The sequence below is a fragment of the Streptomyces sp. H51 genome, assembly GCF_035656535.1.
Taxonomy (GTDB): Bacteria; Actinomycetota; Actinomycetes; order Streptomycetales; family Streptomycetaceae; genus Streptomyces.
This window is the reverse complement of sequence record NZ_JAYMHD010000051.1, coordinates 28,843-44,170: the sequence shown is the minus strand read 5'-3', so window position 1 is coordinate 44,170 and position 15,328 is coordinate 28,843. Positions and strand designations below refer to the sequence as shown.

General features: G+C 71.0%; 9 protein-coding genes and 1 pseudogene. 4 read left to right on the top strand and 6 right to left on the bottom strand.

Annotated elements, in window-relative coordinates:
- Nucleotides 1–313: 313 nt before the first annotated feature.
- Both VKA29_RS17070 and VKA29_RS17065 read left to right on the top strand, forming a co-directional pair.
- Entirely contained in the window at nucleotides 314–1,228 is a 915-nt protein-coding gene (locus VKA29_RS17070) for an aminoglycoside phosphotransferase family protein (RefSeq protein ID WP_324786601.1), read from the top strand.
- A gap of 336 nt (nucleotides 1,229–1,564) precedes the next feature.
- Nucleotides 1,565–3,259 carry a lamin tail domain-containing protein gene (locus VKA29_RS17065; protein ID WP_324786600.1) on the top strand — a complete coding sequence of 565 codons (1,695 nt, stop codon included), beginning with the start codon at nucleotides 1,565–1,567 and terminating at the stop codon, nucleotides 3,257–3,259.
- Nucleotides 3,260–3,310: 51 nt separating this feature from the next.
- On the opposite strand, the pseudogene VKA29_RS17060 reads toward VKA29_RS17065, so the two are convergent.
- Nucleotides 3,311–4,202, bottom strand: a pseudogene (locus VKA29_RS17060) (aminoglycoside phosphotransferase family protein).
- A gap of 266 nt (nucleotides 4,203–4,468) precedes the next feature.
- Nucleotides 4,469–5,929, bottom strand: coding sequence for a hypothetical protein (locus VKA29_RS17055; protein ID WP_324786598.1), 1,461 nt, complete (start codon nucleotides 5,927–5,929; stop codon nucleotides 4,469–4,471).
- A gap of 271 nt (nucleotides 5,930–6,200) precedes the next feature.
- On the opposite strand from VKA29_RS17055, the gene VKA29_RS17050 reads away from it, so the two are divergent.
- Together VKA29_RS17050 and VKA29_RS17045 are read left to right on the top strand one after the other, a co-directional pair.
- Complete coding sequence (locus VKA29_RS17050; protein ID WP_324786597.1) at nucleotides 6,201–6,398, top strand: DUF4236 domain-containing protein; 198 nt, start codon at nucleotides 6,201–6,203, stop codon at nucleotides 6,396–6,398.
- A 65-nt stretch (nucleotides 6,399–6,463) separates the two neighbouring features.
- Nucleotides 6,464–7,993, top strand: coding sequence for a UDP-N-acetylglucosamine 1-carboxyvinyltransferase (locus tag VKA29_RS17045; protein ID WP_324786595.1), 1,530 nt, complete (start codon nucleotides 6,464–6,466; stop codon nucleotides 7,991–7,993).
- Between the two features lie 523 nt (nucleotides 7,994–8,516).
- On the opposite strand, the gene VKA29_RS17040 is transcribed toward VKA29_RS17045, so the two are convergent.
- From VKA29_RS17040 to VKA29_RS17025, 4 genes are all read right to left on the bottom strand, one after another.
- Nucleotides 8,517–10,241, bottom strand: a complete 1,725-nt coding sequence (locus VKA29_RS17040; RefSeq protein WP_324786593.1) for a (2,3-dihydroxybenzoyl)adenylate synthase — start codon at nucleotides 10,239–10,241, stop codon at nucleotides 8,517–8,519.
- Nucleotides 10,222–12,471, bottom strand: a complete 2,250-nt coding sequence (locus VKA29_RS17035; RefSeq protein ID WP_324786591.1) for an acetate--CoA ligase family protein — start codon at nucleotides 12,469–12,471, stop codon at nucleotides 10,222–10,224. Before VKA29_RS17035 ends, VKA29_RS17040 begins: the two co-directional genes overlap by 20 nt.
- Nucleotides 12,468–14,048 (bottom strand): FAD-dependent monooxygenase, encoded by a 1,581-nt coding sequence (locus tag VKA29_RS17030; protein WP_324786589.1) that lies wholly within the window; start codon nucleotides 14,046–14,048, stop codon nucleotides 12,468–12,470. The genes VKA29_RS17035 and VKA29_RS17030 overlap by 4 nt, the downstream gene beginning before the upstream one ends.
- Nucleotides 14,049–14,374: 326 nt before the next feature.
- Entirely contained in the window at nucleotides 14,375–15,175 is an 801-nt protein-coding gene (locus tag VKA29_RS17025) for a PaaX family transcriptional regulator C-terminal domain-containing protein (protein WP_324786587.1), read from the bottom strand.
- Nucleotides 15,176–15,328 lie beyond the last annotated feature (153 nt).

Below are 15,328 nucleotides of genomic sequence, written 5' to 3'. Positions count from 1 at the left end.
CTGGACCAGTCCGCCGGGGCACGACCAGGTAAGGCATGCCTCAGCGGGGTGGCGACTGCGGTGCACCTCGGCAGATATCTCGATGTCGAGATAACTCTAGTACATGGGGGCCGGATGGTCATGCGGGGTCCTTGATCCCTCGCGGTGAAGGTTGAGCGTGGCCGGCGAGAACCGGTGACCGCCGGGTGGTCCCGGCGAAGGTCGAGCGGCTGCCTGCGGAGGCCTCGGGGGGATCCCGTCCCCGGCGGCTTCGCTCCGGGCTTCCTCGGCGAGCGCGAGAGCCGCCGCGCCTGCCCCGATAATGTGTCTTCGCATGACCGGCTCCGAGATCGAGATCACCGCAGGCCTGGTCCGCGACCTGCTGGAAGAGCAGCATCCAGACCTTGCGGGGCTGGCCATCCGCGAGGTGGCGGGCGGCTGGGGCAACCGGATGTGGCGTCTCGGGGACGAGCTGGCCGTGCGCATGCAGTCCATGGACCCCACCCCGGAGGTCCAGCTCAAGGAGCGGCGGTGGCTACCCGTGCTGGCTCCGCGCCTGCCGCTCCCGGTGCCGACTCCGGTGCGGTTCGGTGAACCGTCCGAGCGCTTCCCCAAGTACTGGACCGTGATGACGTGGGTTTCCGGCGAGCCGCTGGACCACGGCTCGATCAGCCGCGGCGACCACGCGGCCGACACGCTGGCGGGCTTCCTCCGGGCCCTGCACGTGGAGGCGCCCGCCGAGGCGCCGATCAGCTCGGACTTCGGCGCTCACCCCAAGAAGTGCACGGACGGCTTCGACTGCTTCTTCGACGCCGTTGTCCCCGCCGGCATGGCAGACGAGGTCCGGGCGGTCTGGGACGATGCCGTCGCGGCCCCCGAGTGGGAGGGCCCGCCGGTATGGGTGCACGGTGACCTTCATCCCGCGAACGTCGTCGTCTCGGACGGAACGCTCTCGGGCATCGTCGACTTCGGTGCCCTGTTCGCCGGCGACCCGGCCTGGGACCTCGCCGCCGCATGGGTGCTGCTGCCCGCGGGCACGGCCGCACGGTTCTTCGGCACGTACGCCCATGCGGACGAGGCGGCGATCCGGCGCGCCCGCGGGCTGGCCGTCGTGAAGAGCCTCTTCCTGATGCTCATGGGACAGAACGGAGACCGGGGCCTTCCCGGGGGCAAGCCGCACTGGGGCCCCGCAGGCCGGGCGGCACTCGATCGTGTTCTGAGATGGGATCCGACGCGGCGGACACGGTGAGCGCTCAGCGAGGGTCGAGTGGCCGCTGCGACCCGGACTTCTTCCGGGGCGAAGTCCAGCAGGACCAGCCGGTCCCGCTCCAGCCACGACCCGTGGCCGACACGGCCGTCGGTCGTCGGCGCGTGGTACCGGCCGGGGAAGCCGCGATCCCTGGTGCTCGGATTCCTGTCGAAGACACACGTGCGCCCCAGCTGTGCACGCAAAGGTAACTGCGCGTTCCGCTACGACGGTTGTGTGCCCATCGGCCGAACGGGGATGCTCACTGCACCTGCTTCACACGATGAACAGGAGCAGCGGGAGCTCAGCAACACACCAACACCGAGAGGGTCGTTGCCGATGAGACTCAGCCTCCGCGCACTCATATGTGCGCTGGTCTCCGCCGTGGCGCTGGCATCCGCCGGTGCCGTTCCGGCGGTGGGCGCAGCCACCACCCCGATCCCCTCGCAGGGATCATCGACGCAGCTCGACGTGGGCAACTGGAACGTCGAGTGGTTCGGTTCGCCGGACTTCGGCCCGACCGACGAGGCGCTGCAACAGGAGAACGTCCGCGACGTCATGTCGGGGGCCGACATGGACGTCTGGGGCCTGTCCGAGGTGGTCAGCACCTCGGCGTTCGACGCGCTCGTCGCCGGCATGCCCGGCTACACCGGCGTCGTGGCGAACGACCCGGTCGTGACGAACGGTGCGCAGTACTACTCCGACTTCGGCAACACCGAGCAGAAGGTCGCGCTCGTCTGGCGCACCAGCATGGCCACGCTGGTGAGCGCGAAGGTCATCCTGACGGACCAGAACAGCAACTTCGCGGGCCGCCCGCCGGTGGAGTTCACGTTGCGGGGAACCTTCGACGGCGTGACCCGGGACCTCGTCTTCATCGTCCTGCACGCGAAGTCCGGGGCCACCGCGGATGCGTGGAACCTCCGCAGCTCCGCGTCGCAGGCTCTCAAGTCCTACCTCGACACCACCTACCCGACGCAGAACGTCTTCGTCATCGGCGACTGGAACGACGACGTCGACACGTCGATAGTGTCCGGGAAGGCATCGCCCTACGCCGACTTCGTGAACGACACGGCCCGCTACGGCTTCCCGACGCGTGCACTGTCGCTGGCCGGGGTGGCGTCGACGACCGGCTACCCGGACTTCATCGACCACCAGCTCAACACCGACGAGGTCCAGGCGAAGTACGTCCCGGGCTCGGCGACCGCTTTCCAGCCCCAGGCGTACGTTCCGAACTACGCCACCACGACCAGCGATCACTACCCGGTGCTGGCCCGCTACGACTTCGTCACCGGCGGGGGCGGGGTGAACCAGCCGCCCACCGCGTCGTTCACGCACTCCTGCACCGATCTCGCGTGCGCCTTCACGGACGGCAGCACCGACGCCGACGGCACGATCGTGAGCCGCAGTTGGGACTTCGGCGACGGACAGAGGTCGAGCGCGACCGACCCGAGCGTCACCTACGCGTCGGCGGGCACCTACCCGGTGTCCCTGACCGTGACGGACAACGGCGGCGCCACGCACACCACGACCGAGAACGTCACCGTCACGGCGGGCGGCGCAGGGGGTCCGGCCAACGTGGTCGTCAACGAAGTGCTGGCCAACGAGCCGGGCAGCGACACCGCGGGCGAGGGCGTCGAGATCGTGAACATCGGCGGCACCGCGATCGACATCGGGGGCTGGACCATCCGTGACGGGACGGCAGTACGCCACACCTTCGCGTCCGGGACGACGTTGCAGCCCGGCAAGGCGATCACAGTGTTCGGCGGAGCCTCCGCCATCCCCGGCGGCATCGTGGCGGTGGCTGCGAGCACCGGTGGCCTCAGCCTGTCCAACAGTGGTGATCAGGTGATCCTCAGGGATTCGGCCGGTGCGACGGTCCAGTCGATGAGCTACTCCTCGAGCCTGTCGAACACCGACGGCGTGTCCGCCAACCGCAGTCCCGACGGCTCCGCGTCCGGGGCCTGGGTCAAGCACAACACGATCAGTTCGCTGGCGCAGTCGCTGGGTCGGCGCGCCGACGGAACGGTGTACTGAGCAGGCAGGCATCGACAGACGCCGGGACCGCTCGGCCGCAGGACGGCGACATCACTTCGTCGACTCCAGAATGCGGTCGAGTGTCCGGCGTCCCGTTCGGCTCATCGTCGGATTGCTCTCGGCGTAGTAACCAGACAAGACCCATCGCCTGTTCGAACGCCCATGCCTTGCCGCGCTCCCATTCCAGATCGTCGCAGGCCAGTGTCCGCCGGAGCACTTCCCGTGGGCCCGGTTGCAGCAGGTGCCAGCCGCTGACCAGATCCAGCGCGGGGTCGGCCGGGCCGAAGCCGCCGGTGTCGAGGACGCCGCTGAGCCGGTCTCCGGCGACCAGTACATTGCCGGGAATCAGGTCACCATGGCTCATCACGTCGGCGGCCGTGCGTGGCAGCTCACGGAAGTGGCTCCACAGTCGGCGCAGCCGGGGCACGTCGAGCAGCCCCTCGCTCTCCTCGAAGCACTTCGCCATCCAGTCGTCGTGGTGAGCGAGAACGCCGCCACGGTTCTCGCCGCTGAAACGCCGCCCGCGCGTCCCGGCGTCCCGCAGGGCTGCGATGAAGGCCGCAAGGTCCTCGGCGAAGGCGTCCGATCCGCTCGGGTCGGCATCGAAGGCGACCGTTCCCGGCAGCCATGTCTGGACCGACCACGGCATGGGGTAACCCGCTCCGGGCCTTCCCAGGGCGACGGGTTCCGGCACGGGGAACCGAGACACCTGTGCCAGCTCCGCGCTCGCCCGGGCTTCCCGTTCCAGAACCGCCGACGTCTCCGCGGGATCCGTCAGGCGCAGCGGGAAACGCGCGGAGAGGTCGTCCCCGATGCGGAAGACGGCGTGGACCGTCCCGGTCGACGGCAGCGGTCGGATCGCCTTGCCGCTCCATCGAGGGAACTGTTCTTGGATCAAGGTCGCGGCGATGTCGGTGGTCACGTCGATCTGGTCATCGTGCATGGTCAATCTCGCAGGCCCTTCCACGTGTCCGTGCGGAACGACGGAATCAGTCCGGAACGACTGAGCCGACAGCAAGTATTCGGACGCCGGGTTGCGGATCAACTGAGATTCTTCGGCGGACGTGGTGTTCCGTCCGGTCCGCGGGGTCTCACCGAGCCGGGTGGGGGCGGCCCGGCCCGGCGGGCGGACGCGTGATGCGGGGCTGGACGCGCTGCCGGAGGCCGTCGCGGGCGGCTGGGCCGGGGCCGGCGCGACGGTCGGCGGGCCTATCCGATCGTGCCGGTCGCGGCGCTGTAGGCGGTGCCGCTGGTGAAGGAGGTGCGGGTGCCCTTGACCCGGACCTTGATCTTGTGGCCCTTGTCGGCACTGGTCAGCTTGTAGGTGGCGGCCGTGGCGTGGGAGATGGCCGTGCTGCCGCGGTACCACTGGTAGGTGCAGGCGGTGGGCTTCACGGACCAGGAGCCGTTCTTCGCGGTGAGGATCGAGCCGACCTTCGCGGTCCCGGAGACCGTGGGGGCCTTGTAGGCGCTGATCCGCTGCCCCGCCAGGGCGGTCAGCTCGCTCCTGTCCCCCGTTCCGGTCAGCTGGTAAAAGCCGTTGTAACCGACACCGAGCACCACGCCGTCGGCGTCCCGCACCAGGGTGTCAGACCCGGCGCCGGCCACTTCCACGATCCGGGCCTTGCTGGGCTGGCCGGGGGCCGTCCGCAGGGCGTCGGCGACGGTCACCGGGGAGCCGATGTCGCTGAGCTGGCCGTAGTTGGCACCGGTGCCGTAGACGACGCCGTACTGGTCCACCGCGAGCACGCTGCTGTGGCCCGCCTCGATGGCGACCGCCTGGTCGATGCCGGGGATCCGCCGGGCCAGCGGATGGTCGTTCGTGTCGACGGTGCCGAGCCCGAGCTGCCCGTACTCGTTCTCACCGGTGACCCACACGTGACCGTCCGAACCGAGCAGGACGACGTTCTCGTAGCTGGCGGCGACGGCCTTGACGCTCAGACCGGCCGGAAGGCCGGTGAAGGCGGTCAGCTGCTTGACCGTCGCCTTGGACGTCAGCGAGCCGCGCACGCTGTAGCCGGCGCCGTACACGCTTCCGTCCGATGCCAGTACGACCGTCTGGAAATGGCCGGCGTCGATGGCGGTGGCGCGCACGCCGGAGGGCAGGCCGGCCAGCGGGGCCAGTTTGTAGTTCGCGCCGACCGGCATCGACGTGGTCAGCTCGCTGTTGCTGTTCCAGCCGGTGCCGTAGACCTTGCCGTCGGAGCCCAGCACCAGGGAGAAGGCTTGCCCGGCCGCCACCGCCTTGGCGGACACCCCGCTGGGCAGCCCCGCCAGCGGGGTCAGCGTGTTCTTCCAGCCCTGACTGTGATCGGCGCTGGTGTCGGTGAGCTGGCCCCCGTCGTTCATGCCGGTGCCGTAGACCTTGCCGTTGGACCCGAGGACCAGGGCGAAGTGGTACCCGGCGGCGATCGACTGAGCCCGCACCCCGCTCGGCAGCCCGGCCAGCGGGGTCGGGGTGGCGCGGGTCCCGGAGCCCGCCTGCACGTCCCAGCCGGTGAGGTAGATTTTGCCGTCACCGCCGATGAAATAGGTGCTGTCGCCGCTCACCGCCATCGTCACCGCGTGCGCCTTGACGGTGGGCGTGTACGCCTGGGCCGGCTGCACGGTCGCGCATATCACGGCGGCCGCGACACCGGCCGCACACGCGAGCTTCTGAACGCGTCTCATCTCGTTGCTTCCCGATTCTCTTCCCGGGGCGGCGCCGCGTAGGAGACCGGCCCGCATGTGCGGCAAACCTAGCGAGCCGCGCAGGTCCAGCAGAGACATGATGGAGACCCGGTGATGATCCGTTACAGCACCCGGACAGTGGAACTCCGCGGAGGGGGACGTGGTGACAACGTCCCCCTCCGCGCGCCGTCGACGCCGGGGACTGAGCGCGCCGGGCCTGGGCAGCCGACAGGGGACCGGTACGTCCCCGAACCACGGGAGGAGACACGGCATGGCCCTCACGTTCCGCAAGAGTTTCCGGATCCTTCCGGGAGTGCGCCTGAACATCAACCGGCATTCCTGGTCCATCACCACCGGCGGTGCGCACGGCCCGAAGCACACGCACAGCAGTACCGGACGTCGTACGACATCGGTGGATTTGCCGGGACCTTTCGGGTGGCGCCGCACCCGTTCCGCGAGGCGCCGTTGACAGCGCGTCACCCGAACGGACCCCCCTGAGATGCCCCATCTCATATCTGAGATAGCCTCAGCCTCATGGCAGACGACTACCTCGTACGCATCGGCAAGCTCATCCGTGACGCCCGGCAGCACCGGGGCTGGACACAGGCGCAGCTCGCGGAGGCTCTGGGCACCAGCCAGAGCGCGGTCAACCGCATCGAGCGCGGCGGCCAGAACATCAGTCTTGAGATGATCGCCCGCATCGGTGAGGCGCTGGAGAGCGAGATCGTCTCGCTGGGCTACGCGGGCCCGATGCATCTGCGGGTGGTGGGCGGCCGACGGCTGTCGGGGGCGATCGACGTCAAGACGAGCAAGAACGCCTGCGTGGCACTGCTGTGCGCCTCGCTGCTCAACAGGGGCCGCACGGTGCTGCGCCGGGTGGCGCGCATCGAGGAGGTGTACCGACTCCTGGAGGTGCTCAACTCCATCGGCGTACGCAGCCGTTGGATCAACGACGGGGTCGACCTCGAACTCGTGCCGCCCGCCCGGCTCGACATCGACGCCATCGACGCCGAGGCGGCCGTGCGCACGCGGTCCATCATCATGTTCCTCGGCCCGCTGCTGCACCGCATGGACAGCTTCCGGCTGCCGTACGCGGGCGGTTGCGACCTGGGGACGCGGACCATCGAGCCGCACATGATCGCGCTGCGCCGGTTCGGTCTCGACATCGCCGCGACCGAGGGGCAGTACCACGCCCGGGTCGACACCTCGGTGCGGCCCGGCCGTCCGATCGTGCTGACCGAGCGCGGCGACACGGTGACCGAGAACGCGCTGCTGGCCGCCGCCCGGCACGACGGCGTCACCGTCATCCGCAACGCCTCCTCCAACTACATGGTCCAGGACCTGTGCTTCTTCCTGGAGGCGCTCGGCGTGCGGGTCGAGGGCATCGGCACCACCACCCTCACCGTGCACGGCGTGCCGGAGATCGACGTCGACGTCGACTACTCGCCCTCCGAGGACCCGGTCGAGGCGATGAGCCTGCTGGCGGCCGCGGTGGTGACGGAGTCGGAGCTGACGGTGCGCCGGGTGCCCATCGAGTTCCTGGAGATCGAGCTGGCGGTCCTGGAGGAGATGGGGCTCGACCACGACCGCACGCCCGAGTACTGCGCGGACAACGGCCGTACCCGCCTGGTCGACCTCACCGTGCGGCCCTCCAAGCTGGAGGCGCCGATCGACAAGATCCACCCGATGCCGTTCCCCGGCCTGAACATCGACAACGTCCCGTTCTTCGCGGCCATCGCCGCCACCGCGCAGGGCAAGACGCTGATCCACGACTGGGTCTACGACAACCGCGCGATCTACCTGACCGACCTCAACCGGCTCGGCGGACGCCTGCAACTCCTCGACCCGCACCGGGTCCTGGTCGAGGGCCCGACCCGCTGGCGCGCCGCGGAGATGATGTGCCCGCCCGCGCTGCGGCCCGCCGTGGTGGTCCTGCTGGCGATGATGGCGGCCGAGGGCACCTCGGTGCTGCGCAACGTGTACGTCATCAACCGCGGTTACGAGGACCTCGCCGAGCGCCTGAACACCATCGGGGCGCAGATCGAGATCTTCCGGGACATCTGACGCGCGAAGGCCGCCGCACCCCGTCTGACCCGCTGTTCAGCAAGGCAGGGAGGGGTGCGGCGGCACCTCTGGGACTTTCCGGGACCCTGCCCCGGCGGGCTACGCCATGTTCGCCCGCATCGCTCGGGGTGGTTGTCGGCGGTGGTGGCGGGCAGGCCGCGCCGCTGGTCCGGGCGGACGGTGTCGATCGCGGTGCCGGCAGTCCGTTCGGTCGGACCTCGTGCGCGGGGGCAGAGGCACTGTGTCTCTCCCGCTCCGAGGACAGCGCTGCTCGTCGCGGCCCGCACCGGTGCCGTACCCGGGCTGCGAACAGAGCACCGCGCACCGTCGACTCCCGCAGCCGGGCGGCCGGTTCACGGTGAGGGCCTCGCGGGTTGGGTGTGGAGTGCGCCGTCCACACCGGCCGAGAGGCCCTCGTGCGCCACCACACTGAACGCCCTCCTGATTCGCCCTGTCACTGCTGCCCTTCGGGGCTGCGGCCGGGCGGATCAGGTGCCTTGAGGAGCGATGTTCCCGATGGTTCCTACCGTTCTTGCGGCCACCCGTCCGGTTCGGCGGCGAGGCGGCTCGCGATGTCGGTCCGCAAGGCCTTCTTGTCGATCTTGCCGACCTTGGTGGACAGCAGCTTCTCCACGATCACCAGACGCTCGGGCAGCTTGAACCTGGCCACCCCGATCTCCTCCATCGCGGTGCGGACCTCCTCCAGCGTGAGCGATGTGCCCGGGCGCAGGACCGCGTAGACGCACACTCGCTCGCCGAGGACGGGATCCGGCATGGCGACCGCCGCGACCTGGCTGACCGCCGGAAGCCTGTAGACGAGGTTCTCGACCTCCTCGGCTGAGATTTTCTCACCACCTCGGTTGATCATGTCCTTGTCGCGGCCCTCGACGACCAGATTGCCCTCCCTCGTGCGGCGGCAGATGTCGCCGGAGCGGTACCAGCCGTCGGCCGTGAAAGCGCGGGCGTTCTGCTCGGCGGCCCGGTAGTAGCCGCGCGGGGTGTACGGGCCCCGGGTGAGCAGAAGGCCGGGTTCGCCGTCGGGGACGTCGCGATCGTGTTCGTCGACGATCCGGACCTCGTCGGCGGGGCATACCGGGCGGCCCTGCGTGGTGCACACGATGTCCTCGGGATCGTCGAGGCGGGTGACGTTGATCAGTCCCTCCGCCATGCCGAAGACCTGCTGCAGCGCCACACCGAGCACCGGCCGGATCTTGCGGGCGAGTTCGTCGGCCAGGCGCGCGCCGCCCACCTGGAGCACTCGCAGGCTCGCCAGCTGCTCCACGCCCTGCTCGGCGGCGTACTCGAGCCAGCGGCCCGCTACCGCCGGGACGACTGCCGTGTGGGTGACCCCCTCGGCGGCGATGGTGGCGAAGGACCGCACCGGTTCCGGCGAGGGCAGGGTGACGACACGTCCGCCGGCGAGCAACGTACCGAGAATGCCGGGGCAGGCCAGCGCGAAATTGTGGCCCGCCGGAATGCTGACGAGATACGCGGTGGTCCCGTCCACCTGGGCGCACCGCGCAACGGCTCGGGCGTTGTAGGCGTAGTCGTCGTGGGTGCGGGAGATGAGCTTGGGCAGTCCGGTCGTACCGCCGGAGAGCAGGAACAGCGCCACGTCGCGGCTGCCGGGCGGGGCGGCGTCCAGCCGCGCCCGGTGTGCCCGGTCGGCCGCGGGGTCCGTCGGCGCCGCGCACAGCGCGGTCAGGTCGATGCTGTCCGGCGCGACGTCGTTCCCCGCGACGAGCACCCGCCACTCGGCTCCGGTGACCGTCCGGACCTCGTCGGCCAGTTCATGGGCGAGAGCCTGGTGATCGAAGTCCCGCATGACGTCGGGCACCGCGATGGCGACGGCCTCGGCGTGAACGGCCAGGTGACCCAGCTCGCTGCGCCGGTGCGCGGGCAGCGCCATGACGGGGATGATGCCCGCCCGCAGACAGGCCAGGGTCAGGACGACGAACTCCCAGCCGTTGCCCAGCTGAACGATGATCCGGTCGCCCTTGCGGATGCCGAGGTCCAGGAGGCGTACCGCTGCCGCGTCGGCCCGTGCGGCGAGTTCCGCGTGGGTCAGCCGCACGCCGGTGCCGGCGTGGGCCACCACGTCCACGAGGGCGGGATCGTCCGGGATGCGGTCCGCTACCGCCCGCAGCAGGTGACCGAGGGGTGCCCCGGCCCAGTAGCCCTCGGCGACGTACCGCGCCGCCTCGTCCTGCGGCCAGGGAATGACGTGGTCAGAGACAGGGCTTGGCATCGTCGGCCTCCTTACGCGTGATCACGGCGTCCAGCGCGACGAGTCCGTGGGCGGTGAGCCGCAGCGGGTTGACCTCGACGGCATCGATCGTGGGATGGGCTACGAGCAGGTCGCCGAGGGCGACGAGGACCCGGCTCAGTTCCTCACCGTCGAGCGCGGGGCCGCCGCGCCACCCGGCGAACAGGGCGCGGCCCGCCAGCTCGTCCGGCATGCCGGCGGCCTCGGAGGAGAAGAGGGGGGCTGTGCGGATCGCGACATCGGCGAGGGCCTCCGCTGTCGTCCCGCCGAGCCCGAGCAGGACGACAGGACCGAAGACAGGGTCGCGGCGGGCGCCGACGATCAGGTCGACACCGGACGGTGCCATCGCCTCGACCAGAAAGCGACGGGCGCCGATCGCCTCCAGGGCGTCCAGCGCGGCGTCGAGGCCGTCCGGGGTCGTGATGCCGAGGTGGACGCCACCGATCTCCGTCTTGTGCAGGACGTTCTTGTCGAGCAGCTTGACCGCCACCGCGTCGCCGCCCAGCTCCGCGAAGGCGGCGTGGGCCGAGGCCCGGTCCTCGCAGGCCCGGCGCGGCGGTGTGGAGATGCCGAGCTGGGTGAGGAACTGCTTCGCCTGGTGTTCGTCGTAGGAGGGAGCGAGGACGACGGAAGCCGGGGCGGCGGCGAGTGGTTCTGTGCGGATGCGGTCCTGGGCGCCGGTGCCGGTGCCGTGGCCCCGGGGTCCGGGGCGGAGGGCAGGAGCGTCGGCCGCCGGGGCTCGGCCGTTCGCCTCGTGAGCCCGTGCGTGGGCTGCGCGAGCCCGGGCATCGGCGAGCAGTGCGGCCGTCGCCGCGGCGACGCCGCGCGGGTCGGCGGCCACGGCGAACCCGCCGTCGACCAGGGCTCGCCGGGTGCGTGTGACCTGCTCACCCGTGCCGCCGACGCCGAGCACCACGGGGACGTCACCCAGCCGCGCGTTCTGCACGGCCGCCACCAGGTCGACGGCATCGGGCTCGTGCAGGGCGTATCCGGCAATCACATCGATGCCCGGGTCGGCGCTGACGGCGGACAGGACACGTCCGAACTCCGGTCCGGGGCGTCCGGTGTCCACCGGGTTGCGCTGGAAGGTGAGCGGCGGCAGCAGCCCGGCCAGCGTCTCCTGTGTCGCGGCGGTCAGTTCGGGGACGTTGGCCCGCCTGCCGCGCAAGTCGTCCAGGAGCAGCAGGCCGGGGCCGGCCTGGGCGGTGACCACGCCCACGCCCGGATCGGCGGACAGGCGGGCACGGGTGACCGCGAGTGCGCAGACCGCGTCCACCAGTTCCCGCTCGTCGTCCACGACCACCGCTCCGGCCTGAGCGAGCGCGGCCCGGGTGGTGCGCCAGGAAGTGGCCAGGGCACCGGTGTGGGAGGCGGCGAACGCGCCGACGTCGTGCCGTCCGACCACCAGGGCCACCACCGGCCGACGGGCCGTGAGCCTGCGTATGCTGGCCACCAGCCGGGGGCCGTCGGCGACCGACTCGATGTGCAGCGCGACGGCCGAGGTGTGCGGATCGTCCGCGAGATGGTCCAGGACGTCCGCGGCGGTGACGTCCACTGCGTTGCCGAGGCCGACAGCGAGACTGACGCCGTGTCCGGCCTCGGCGAGCAGGAACGCCAGCGCGTGATTGACCCCGCCGCTGGCCGCGACCACCGCCACACGGCCCGCAGGGATCTCGGCCGCGCCCGGCACGAAGCTGGCGGTGACCCCGGCGCGCGGGGAGATGAAACCACTGGTGTTGGGGCCGAGCAGCCGGATGCCTGTTTCGGCGACGATGTCGGCGAGCCGCCTCTGGTACTCGATGCCGGGCCCGCCCGCCTCGGCGAATCCGCCGCCGCAGACGACGGCGGCACGGACCCCGGCGGCCGCGGCCGCGGCCAGGACGTCAGGGCAGGCGGGAGCGGGGACACACAGCATGGCGAGGTCGGTCGGGCCGCCGTCGTCGGCAGCGGCGCGGATCGATCCGTACATGGTCTCGTCCCGGCCGTTGACCAGCGCCAGACGGCCGCCCCCCGCAGCGAAACCGGACAGCGAGCGGGCCAGCGCGGCACCGAGCTTGCCCGGCCTGCGGGAGGCACCCACGACGGCGATGCCACGCGGTGCGAACAACGGCGTCAAAGGGCTTGCGGACGCGGAGGTCCGGGCGGCAGCAGGTGGCCGCGCGGCCGCGGAGGCGGGGCCGGTCACGGGGAGCGGGGAGACGGTCTCGGTCATGCCTGTACTCCGACGAGGTCGGCGCGACCGGACAGGACGGTGGTCACGCCGTGATCACGGTCGGCGTCCGGCTCGATCAGCAGGGCCGGAAGCTTCTCCGCCATCCGGGCCTGTTCGCACAGCAGCGTCCGGGTCAGCGGCGTACCGCCGTACACCGCAGCCAGTACGGGCCGGTCGCGATCCGGGAGCGCCGCGAACCGCGCGAGCCTGCCACATGCCTCGGGCAGACCGGCCTCGGTGCCGGGGGCGGCCAGCAGCGCACCCCAGCGCCCGGGCAGGGGGGATGCGGCGAGGGGCAGTTCCTCGGTGCCGTGCACCGCGGTCGGCGTGCCGTCGGCGTCCGTCGCCACTTCCACGAACCGGCCGGGGGCCGCCCAGCCGGCCCGCTCGAACCGTGTCGCCAGCGGATCGGTGGTGTACTCGGCGCTCCAGGCACGATGGCTGGCGTCGATGAAGTCCGGGGCGCGGCGGGCGAGCCGGGCGTCACTGATGCTGCGCGTGAGGAAGTGGTACGCGAACTGCCAGGGCTCGAAGACGTCGTGGTAGCGACCGAAGTGTTCCCACCACGACAAGCTGGGCCGCGCCGAGTCCTGGATCCTGCGGACCGACGGCTGCGCGGCCTCCTCATAGGCCTCGAGTGCGGCCGGGAGGTCGCCGGAATGGTCGGTGAGGGCGCGGGCCAGGGCCATCGCGTCCTCCATCGCCATCTTCGTACCGGATCCGACCGAGAAGTGCGCGGTGTGCACCGCGTCTCCGACGAACACCACCGGCCGCGGTGCCAGGGTGTGCCAGCGGCGGGTGCGGCGCGTATGGAAGTTGCCCCAGCGGGAGTTGTTGGTCAGCAGCCGCCCGCCGTCGATCTGCTCGGCGAACAGCTTCTCCACGTACTCCTTGGAGACGACGTCGCTCACACCGGCCGGCTGGGTGGCGTCGAACCCGTCCAGCCCGGCGCGGCGCCAGGAAGCCTCGTCCGTCTCGACGATGAACGTGGACATCGTGTCGGAGATCGGATACCCGTGCACGGCGAAGACGCCGTGCGGGCCCCGCTCGTGCACGAAGGTCAGCCCGTCGAAGAGGTAGTCGGTGCCGAACCAGATGAACTTGGCCGTGGCTGACTCCACCTGCACGCCGAGGTCGTCGGCCAGCTGTTCGCGGATGCGTGAGCCGGTCCCGTCCGCGGCGACAACCAGGTCGTAGCCGCCCAGATCGTCGAGTCCGACCTCGGTGGAGAAACACAGTTCGGCCCCGACCTCCTGGGCGCGGGACTGCATGAGCGTGAGCAGGGTCCGCCGGACCACCGCGGTCATGCCGTTGCCGCCGCAGCGGATCCGCTCGCCCTTCAGTCGTACCTCGATGTCGTCCCAGCGCCGGCCGTGCCGGTCCAGGGCCTCGCGCAGTACCGGATCCGCCTCGTGGATACCGGCCAGAGTGCGATCGGAGAAGACGACTCCGAAGCCGAAGGTGTCGTCGGCCTTGTTGCGTTCGAAGACGGTGACCTCGATCGAGGGATCCATCCGGCGGAGGAGGGTGGCGAAGAACAGCCCTCCCGGGCCACCGCCGGCTACAGCTATGCGCATTACTTCCCCTGGTGAGACGCGGGGGCGGGGCGGGTGGAGCCCCGTCGGTTCGAGCGGCACCAGCTGTGACACCGCTCGGCGCAACGTACAACATGCCATCAACGACCGTCTAGAGAGTGACACCTATCTTCGATCGACACCTGGTCCGACCGCCTCCGGAGCCGGCGCACCCGTACCCGCCTGACGCAGGCCGGACCGCGGCCGGGCGCACGGCGCCCGAAAGCAGGCCCGGTGCCCGGAGGGGGCCCAGGCACGGGGTGCCCGTGCGGCCCCCGCCCGGCGCGGGCCGGATCCGGTCCGCCGTGCCGTGGGGTTCGGCCGCTGGTTCAGCCGACCGCGATCAGTTCGTCGACGTACGCTTCGGCCGGAGCCCTGAGCAGGCCGTGCGCTTCGAGGAACACCTCGTGCGCGGGCCCGCCGTGCCACCCGGTCGCCAGCAGTTCCGGCGGCAGGTCCGGGTCGCGGAAGGGGATCAGGCGGTAGTCGTGGACCAGCCGCATGCGCTCCACCAGGGCCTCGCGGCCGGTGAGCACGCCCGCGCGGTAACGGGGGAGCCGGGGACGGTAGACCTCCAGCAGCGCGGCGTAGTCCTCGTCCAACCGCTCCAGGTCCCAGGCCCGCGCGGCGATGTCCAGGTCGGCCGCCAGCCCGGCCGACCTGGACCGGAAGGTGTCGAGCCGGACGGCCGGCTGGTCCGCGAACGCGGCCAGCACCTGATCGGTGCGGTCGTGCGGGCTCAGCCAGACCGCCGAGGACAGCGGGCCGAAACCGAACCAGGCGAGCTTCTTGCGCAACCGCTCCCGCAGGGACCGTTCCGGTTCGGGCACCGAGTAGACCACCATGTGCCACTGGTGGTCCCAGGGGCCCCGCACCCGGTCGAAGATGCGTGCCCGCCCCTCGTCCAGCAGCCCCCAGGACGCGTCGGTGAGCACGTACACCGTCTCCCGGCCCTCGCGCCTGCTCTCCAGCCACCCCTCCTTGCGCATCCGGGCCGCCACCACCCGCACGGTGGCCTCCGGGACGTCGAAGCAGGCCATCAGGGCCACCAGCGCACGCAGCCTGACCTCCCCGCCCCGATAGCGCAGATAGTCGCCGAACAGATCGAACACCAACGACCGCGGTTTCACCCGACACCTCCCGACGCGGACCACACCCGCCCGACCGCTACCGGCATCAGGGCGATTCACTTTTCAGACGGAATCCATGATACTGACACTCAACGCCGCTTCACGGAGAGGCGGCGACGGTGGTCGGGTGCGGACCCGTTCGGGCTCGCGCGC